General features: G+C 39.7%; 2 protein-coding genes and 1 pseudogene. 1 reads left to right on the plus strand and 2 read right to left on the minus strand.

Annotated features, from left to right (window positions below):
- Positions 1-8: 8 nt before the first annotated feature.
- Positions 9-2933 (minus strand): TonB-dependent receptor, encoded by a 2925-nt coding sequence (locus tag Q5866_RS17250; protein ID WP_303181512.1) that lies wholly within the window; start codon positions 2931-2933, stop codon positions 9-11.
- Positions 2934-3761: 828 nt separating this feature from the next.
- A pseudogene (locus Q5866_RS17255) lies at positions 3762-4738 on the minus strand (transposase).
- Positions 4739-5394: 656 nt separating this feature from the next.
- Between Q5866_RS17255 and Q5866_RS17260 the strand changes: the two are divergent.
- Positions 5395-8325 (plus strand): Eco57I restriction-modification methylase domain-containing protein (locus tag Q5866_RS17260; RefSeq protein WP_303181514.1); only part of this gene is annotated, 2931 nt, incomplete at its 3' end.

An 8325-nucleotide genomic window follows, 5' to 3' on the forward strand; every position in this document is an offset into this window, starting at 1 on the left:
TCTTTTACTTAAAATGTTACATCTAAACCAAACATAAACTGCTTTGTCATCGGATACTCCCCTATCGACAAGTTTGCCGGGGACTCCGGGTCAAAACCGGACCACTTCGTGAACGTCAACAAATTCTGCGCTTGAGCGAATACCCTCAAACTCTGAATCACTTTTGTATGCTTTAACAGGGAAGGAGAAAAATTGTATGATAGGCTCAAATTCTTCAAACGCATGAAAGAAGCATCTTCCAACAAATGTTCGTCCATCTCCGTCACCACGCCATACCGGGGTACTTCCGTGATCTGCCCTGGCTTTTGCCAGACATCCATCATTTTCGTCGACTGATTGTAAGTCGGGAAACGCCCGTTAGACTCGGTAAAATACCGGGTATTATTCATCATATACCGACCCGCGATCCACGTGAAAAATACAGACAACTGTATCCCCTTGTAAGAAAAACTGTTCGTGAAACCGCCATACCACGGTGCCATGGAAGTTTTTCCCAAAAGCACCTCGTTTTCCGTGCTATATTTATTCGTCAACTTTCCGTCCTTATCATACCACAACGCATCGCCATTCGCCGGGTTTACCCCGGCATAACGTACAGCCTGAAGCGTACCCATACTCTCTCCTACTTTCAATATAGTTCCGGAGTTCCCGACCACGTATGAATCCTGTCCCCCGTACAATTCCAGAATCTTATTCTGGTTATAAGACACGTTACCGGAAAAATTCCAAGCGAAATCATGTAATTTTAATACTTGGGCATCCAACTGCACATCAACACCTTGATTCCGCATTTTCCCGATATTATCCAACCAAGATGCAAACCCGTTGGTGATAGAAATCGGTACACTCATCAACATATCCGTCGTAACCTTATGGTAATAATCCACATCCAAGTTAAGACGATTCCACAAACCGATTTTTATGCCGATATTCATATCCCGTAACTTCTCCCATGTCAACGATTCATTTCCCAAACCGGTAGGAACCCATGCCGGAGTCCCGACATAAGAAGCACCACCAACGATAAGAGCCATATGGTCATAATTACCGATAGAAGAGTTTCCCGAGGTTCCGATACTTGCCAACAACTGTAAATTAGAAAGAACCCCGAACTTTTTCATGAACGGTTCGTCGATAATACGCCACATCAAACCTGCCGAACAGAATGTCGCGTAACGATTATCCTTACCGAAACGGGAAGAACCGTCCGTCCGCAAACTCAAATCCAAAAAATACTTGTTCTTCAAAGAATAGGAAGCCTGACCAAAGAAAGACAAGAAAGAGTATTCCGTTTTGGAACCATCCGCCTGTACCGGCGTGATCGCGGAACTCAACATGGTCAATCGGTCGTCACTTAACCCGTTTGCTCCGGCAATCATCTGTTCCGTCTGGCTCTGTATCGCTTCCTGTCCCAATAATATATTGAAATGGTGCTCCTCCTTCAAGTCGAACATATAGTTCACCGTGTTCGTCATCGTCAACGTGTAGTTCCGTTGATAACGTCCGCTCACGGATCCTTCCCCGTTATTGTAAGGATACGAGGGTTTGCTCACGGAAACGTCATGATTCACACCCCCGTCCAATCCTAGCATAGTCTTCACGATAAGGTCTTTCCATGGGGTCAACTCCAAGAATATTGATCCTACCGTCTTGGTTCGTTCCAAATCCATGACAAATGCCTCGTAAGCCTCCAGCGGGTTTATCGCATCCCCTTTCCATGAACCGTCACCCACGCTGGCGATAGAACCGTCCTCTTTATAAGGACTCACGTAAGGCAACATGAACAAAGCCGCGTTAGCCGGATTAAAGATTGAATTTTGCAACGTGCTCGTCTGGGCATTTTTCTCGTGTCCCAAAGTCAAGTTTCCACCGGCTTTCATCCACGGTTTTACCCTTCCTTCCCAATTCAAACGGAAATTATAACGCGTGAAATCGGCCAAAGGAGCGATACCTTCTTGTGTCATATAATTAGCCGACAAATAATAAGCAATATTTTGCGATCCCCCGCTAATGGATAAATCATAACTACTCGTCGGTGCGTTGTCATTGTAAATCACTTTTTTCCAATTGACATCGATTCCCTCGTAATCGGAACGTTCATAAGCCAGATCATTAGCATGCATACCCACCAGTTCCTCGTAATCCAAACGCTCTTTCGTGTTCATCATATCGCTCTTTCCGCTAGCGATAGCCGACCATCCCATTTGCATTCGGAAATTCACCCGGGCTTCAGTGCCATACTTACCCCGTTTCGTGGTAATCAAGATAACACCATTCGCAGCACGTGCACCGTAAATAGCCGTTGATGCAGCATCTTTCAAAACCGTTACCGATTCAATATCAGCGGTATTCAAAGCCTGAAAATCACCAGCCCCAACCACAACACCATCCATTATATAAAGAGGTGCCGTACCCGCACTGATCGAATTTATACCCCGTATCGCCACACTCGCGGAAGAACCCGGGGCTCCGGAAGAAGACATGACTAACATACCTGGAGTTTGTCCCTGCAAAGCCTGATCAAAATTAGGCACAGGAAGCAATTCCAGCTGCTTGGCATCTACAACGGAAACCGGTCCGGTCAATGTCCCTTTTCTACGAGTTAAATACCCGGTAACAATAACATCATCTATTTGCTTTGATTCTTCCACCAGAATAACATTCAGTTCTTTTTGGTTACTGATCACGATCTTTTGCGTCAAATAACCGATAAAAGAAAAAACCAAAGTATCCCCTTTCGCTACTTTTATTGAAAATTTCCCATCTAAATCTGTAGCGACACCACTACTCGTGGTCTTATTTAGCACAGTCGCTCCCGGAAGAGAAGCCTTATCACTTTGAGCGGTAACCACTCCTTTTATCACTCTCGTTTGCGCTTGTATAGCAGATGTCAACAAACACAAACAGGAAAAGACAAACAATACTTTTTTCATAAAATCATTTTAATATTAAGCCCTGTAAATCCCTTTATTTTTTTTACTGGAGACACATTCGGTCTTTTATTCACTTTATTTTAAAAATTATAGAGTCCGCCACCAAAAACTCAAGCGTACGGACTTGGCACCAATACCCACAATTTCACGAAAATGTTCCCGTGAAATTTTAGTAGATTACGATAACCTTCTTGGTTTCTCTTGTTTTTAATCATACAACCGTCATTTACTTAAATTAATGAACTTCAAATTTTAATTAGTATATATTTAGTAATATTCTGTCTCTACCTAAAAGACGGAATAAGTCTAAATTAAAATCATAACATATTGATTACAAGTAGAATACAAACATAAATGAGTGTCATATTTTAATAATGATAAACAAATGATAAACAATAGTTTCAATATTAGATATTAATGTTGATTCAAAGTATATATATCAATATGCTATTTGATTGATTATAAGTACATTAATTCAATATTTAAATAAACACGTATCAAACGAACAATAGTAAAACAATTGCTAAACATCTTGTTCAAATCACAATATCAACTTAAATTCAGCCATATAGCCAAATATTCAAAATTACGCATAATCCTCACTTTCAATTATTAAGCAGATTCAGATTGTTAAATTTTAAAATTTATAGATAAATAAATTTCTTTTGAACAAATATTTCCCTAACTTCGCAATGCGTTTGTTACATTTTCATCCACAAATAGAATAATTTGTTGAAAATATAACATACAATTGAGGAAAATAGAATATGTTTAGACTTATTCCGTCTTTTAGGTAGAGACGGAACTGAAATATAATTCAAAAACAAACTACATCGCAACATTTAGGAACAACTGGAAAATCTGTGTTTTTTCATGTAAAGCGTAAATTTTGCACAGTCGAAACAAGAAAAATTTAATATCTCTAATACCCTGAATACCCTCCTGAACTCTTTAATTTTGGCATTAAACGATTCCGCGGCCGCGTTTGTACTTCTGTTGTCAAAATAATTAAAAATAGTTTGATAGTGATTCTCTATAGTTCTGGCCACGGTAGCGAAAGCCTTGAACTTGGTTTCCTCGACTTTCCTGTACCACTGTGCCAGCTTGGTGTAAGCGACATCTTTCCACCTGGTTCTCCGGAAGATTTGTCCCAGTTTTAACGCGAGTTCATAGGCCTGTTTGATATCCGGGTAAAGCTTGAACAATATCCCCGCTCTCGTTTCCCGGGAAGGAGTCCACGAGGACGGTGTCTTGTACAACAAGTACCTGCTTCGTGCCAGGAGTTGTTTTAACGTGTCGCCATTTTCCAGCATGGCAGGTTTAAACTTGAGCCCGTTTTCTCTCGCGTGGAGTATCGCCTCGTTCTCGCTCTCTATCGCTTCCCAGCGATGTTGTACCCGCGGGTCTTGTACCGCCTCGTGAACTAGCTGGTGAACGTGAAAACGATCCGTCACCAGACGGGCGGCGGGAAAACATTCCCGGGCGATCTTTTCCATGCTTGGGGCCATGTCTAACGTGATCTCTTGCACCCGGTAACGAAGGCGGCGGGGAAGCTTCAATAGAACCGATGACACGTCTTCCGCGCGGGTACCTTTCACGATTGCCACGATGCTACCCTTACGACCGTGAGCCTACTTGTTGGTGATGATCGTTCGAAGGTCCCCGGCATCCGTTTCATCGATACTCAAGAACGGACCAACGTTACCGGGAAAAAGAAGCCAATCCTCGGCGTGAAACAGCTGAGCCCAGGAGCGAAAATCACTCCTGGGATTCTTGTATTGCTCTTGTAATTGATCGCCGGGCAAGTGATAGTGACGGGCCACGCTTTGAATGCTTACAGGGTGATTATCGATGTGTTCCTTTTAAAAAATCCGAGAACTCTCTCGATAAAGAACTCCCTCGGGCCACGAGATTCCAATCACGGGATATGACTTTGCCCGTTTCAACATGCTTCCAACGACGACGTTTGAGCACTAGGTCAAAAAACTTTCCACGTGAAGGAAAATCATGGATCACTTGCTTGTCATGAAAACCGTGGCAAATATACTCCCCGGGTGGATAAGGGGAAGGTACTTCTTTTTTCTCTTCAAGGTAAACCTGGTAACCGATAGCGTTTTACTCACACGGGTTACTACAAAATAATCCAGCAAACCTGCTGGGAACATTAAAGATACAAGTTCTTCTAAAGCCGTCATGACATTTTACATTTTAGAAAGCAAAAATAAAAGAAACGGGGGAAAATCTGTGTGTGAAAGTTATTTTTCACACACAGATTTTCCTATTGAGCCATAATTAGAAACAACCATTTCTTACATTTTGTGCTTGGAATAAAGAAGATTCTAAGTCTATGATATTTACAAGAAAAGCTAAAAATGGCATGTTAAACGAAAAATGTGAGGAGAATTATTCAGCACCCCCTAAATAAATCACTATATTTGTAAACATTTAATATTAGACAGATATGGTGGCATTAAAACTATCCCAAACATTAAATAAAGCATATCGCCAATTAAAAATTACAGCCGAAGAATTCGCTAAATTCCAACATAATCTTAACAGCTTATTGACCATTATTGACGACAAAGAAAGCGAGGAAAATACAAAAGTTCACTTTATGGATTTTTTGAAAAACACCTATTATTTCCCTGATTTTCTTGTTGCACAGAAAGGCAGAATCGATTTGACTATTCACTCTGGGAAAGATGCTACAACACCGGTTGGAGTGCTTTACGAGGTAAAAAAGCCAACAAATGTCCATGAGATGATTACCCGTACAAACCTTAATCGCAAAGCTATGTACGAGTTACTGCTTTACTATTTAAGAGAACGTATCGATGAAAAAAATACAGATCTTAAATACCTCGCTATTACAAACATATATGAACATTTCTTCTTTGATGCTCAAGAATTTGAGCGTCTGTTATATGCAGACAAACAATTACTTAAAGAATATCGAGATTTCGCAGATGATCGTAAAGTTAGTTCCAACACGGACTTTTTTTACAAGGAGATAGCTCCAAAATACATAGAAAAAATTAAGGACCAGATTGAGTTCACATATCTTAATATTCGCGATTATGTGAAATATCTAAACTCTCCCAATTCAACAGAAAAACGGAAACTAATAGAGCTTTATAAGATATTTAGCCCTACTCATTTATTGAAGTTGTCTTTTCAAAATGATAGTAACTCTTTAGACAAAAACTTCTATAATGAGTTACTGCATATTATGGGGCTAGAAGAAGTTGCTGACGGCGGCAAAAAGATAATCGACCGTCGAAAGGGAAAAGACCGAGAAGAAGCTTCGCTGATAGAGAACACGATAACCATTCTCGACTCGGAAGACCAACTTGATAATATACCTAATCTACATACTTATGGAGTAACAGGGGACGAGCAGCTTTTCAATGTAGCTCTTCAGTTGAATATCACTTGGATGAATCGTGTGTTGTTCCTCAAATTGATGGAAGCACAACTAATTAAATACCATAAAGGTAACAAGTGTTATGCTTTCATGAGTCCAGAGAATATCCCGAATTTTGCTGAATTGAATAAACTTTTCTTTCAAGTACTAGCTCGTCATCAATCGGAAAGAAATAAAGCCATTCAAAAAAAATATAGCCACGTTCCTTACCTGAATAGTTCGCTATTTGAAGTAAATGAATTGGAAGATGCAACTATCAGGATAAGCAACCTGCAACCCAATCTAGAGCTTTCAATATTTTCAGGTACTGTTCTGAAAGACAAAAAACATAAACCCAAATACAAGAAACTACCGGCGTTACGCTATCTACTGGAGTTTCTTGATGCTTATGATTTTGCCAGTGAAGGCACAGAGGGGGTACAAGATGAATCGAAAACTCTTATAAATGCTTCCGTATTGGGTCTTATTTTCGAAAAGATCAACGGCCATAAAGATGGCTCGGTATTTACTCCCGGGTTTATTACAATGTATATGTGCCGAGAATCTATCAGGCAGGTTGTTATACAAAAATTTAATGAAGTATTCGGCTGGAATTGTCAGACGTGGAACGACCTGTATAATAAAGATATTGACGATATAACAAAAGCTAATGACGCAGTCAATAGCATTAAGTTGTGCGACCCGGCGGTAGGATCAGGCCACTTTCTTGTATCTGCTCTCAATGAAATTATTAATGTAAAATATGAACTCGGTATCCTGACTGATCGGCAAGGCAAAAGAATTAAGAAACAGGATTACATTATTGAAGTTTCTAATGACGAATTAATTATATCTGATTCCGACGGTAATCTATTCGAATACATCCCTGGGAATCCTGAAAGTCAACGGATTCAAGAGGCTCTATTCTCCGAAAAGCAAACCATCATAGAAAATTGCCTGTTTGGAGTTGACATCAATCTAAACTCAGTTATGATATGCCGTCTACGGCTGTGGATTGAATTACTTAAAAACTCGCATTACACAAAAGAGAGTAACTATATAGACCTTGAGACCTTACCCAATATCGATATCAATATAAAGTGTGGAAATTCACTCCTTTATCGCTTCGATGTTGACACGAATATAAAAGAAATTCTACGACAATCGAAAATCAATATCCAAGAATATAAACAAGCTGTAGCTGATTACAAGAATGCTCCTAATAAAGAAAGAAAAAAGGAGATCTCTCGTATAATTGCATCTATTAAGTCTACGTTGAAAACAGAGGTAGACAAAAAAGACCGTAAACGCAAACTGCTAAATGATAAACGTGGAAAAGTCATAGACCTCGAAAGCCCAGAATTATTTGAACTTTCTGCCAAAGAAATAAAAAACCGACAGAAAGAAAAGAAAAAACTAAAAGAAGAAATTGCTATACTTGAGGCTTATTTTGAGGAAATTAAAACCAATAAGATATATCTCGGTGCTTTTGAATGGAGGCTGGAATTTCCAGAAATACTGAATGAAGATGGAGATTTTATCGGTTTTGACCTCATTATAGGCAACCCGCCTTATATCCAGTTGCAGAAAATGGGTAAAGAAGCTGATACCCTTGAACTGATGAACTATCAAACGTACGTGCGAACAGGAGATATTTACTGTCTATTTTACGAACTAGGAATAGATATTCTGAAGCCGGATGGGCAGCTTTCGTTCATAACATCCAATAAATGGATGCGTGCTGGCTATGGAGAGGCTATGCGCAGATATTTTGTCGAACATACTAATCCGACTTGCCTTATTGATTTTAGTGGTTATAAAGTGTTTGATAGTGCAACAGTAGATGTAAATATAATGATGGCTCAAAAAGCTCCATATACAAGCAAGACTATGTCTTGTGTAATTGACAAGAAAGATTTTCGCATAGAAAAAATGAGCAATTATTGTAATCAGAATTTGAATCAGTCTTCATTCAAGGCTGACAGTAGT

This window comes from uncultured Butyricimonas sp. (assembly GCF_959596855.1).
Lineage (GTDB): Bacteria > Bacteroidota > Bacteroidia > Bacteroidales > Marinifilaceae > Butyricimonas > Butyricimonas muris.

What these genes read in the sequence shown, in the direction of transcription:
- Q5866_RS17250 (WP_303181512.1), bottom strand. Translation starts at nt 2,933, where the DNA reads ATGAAAAAAGTATTGTTTGTCTTTTCCTGTTTGTGTTTGTTGACATCT.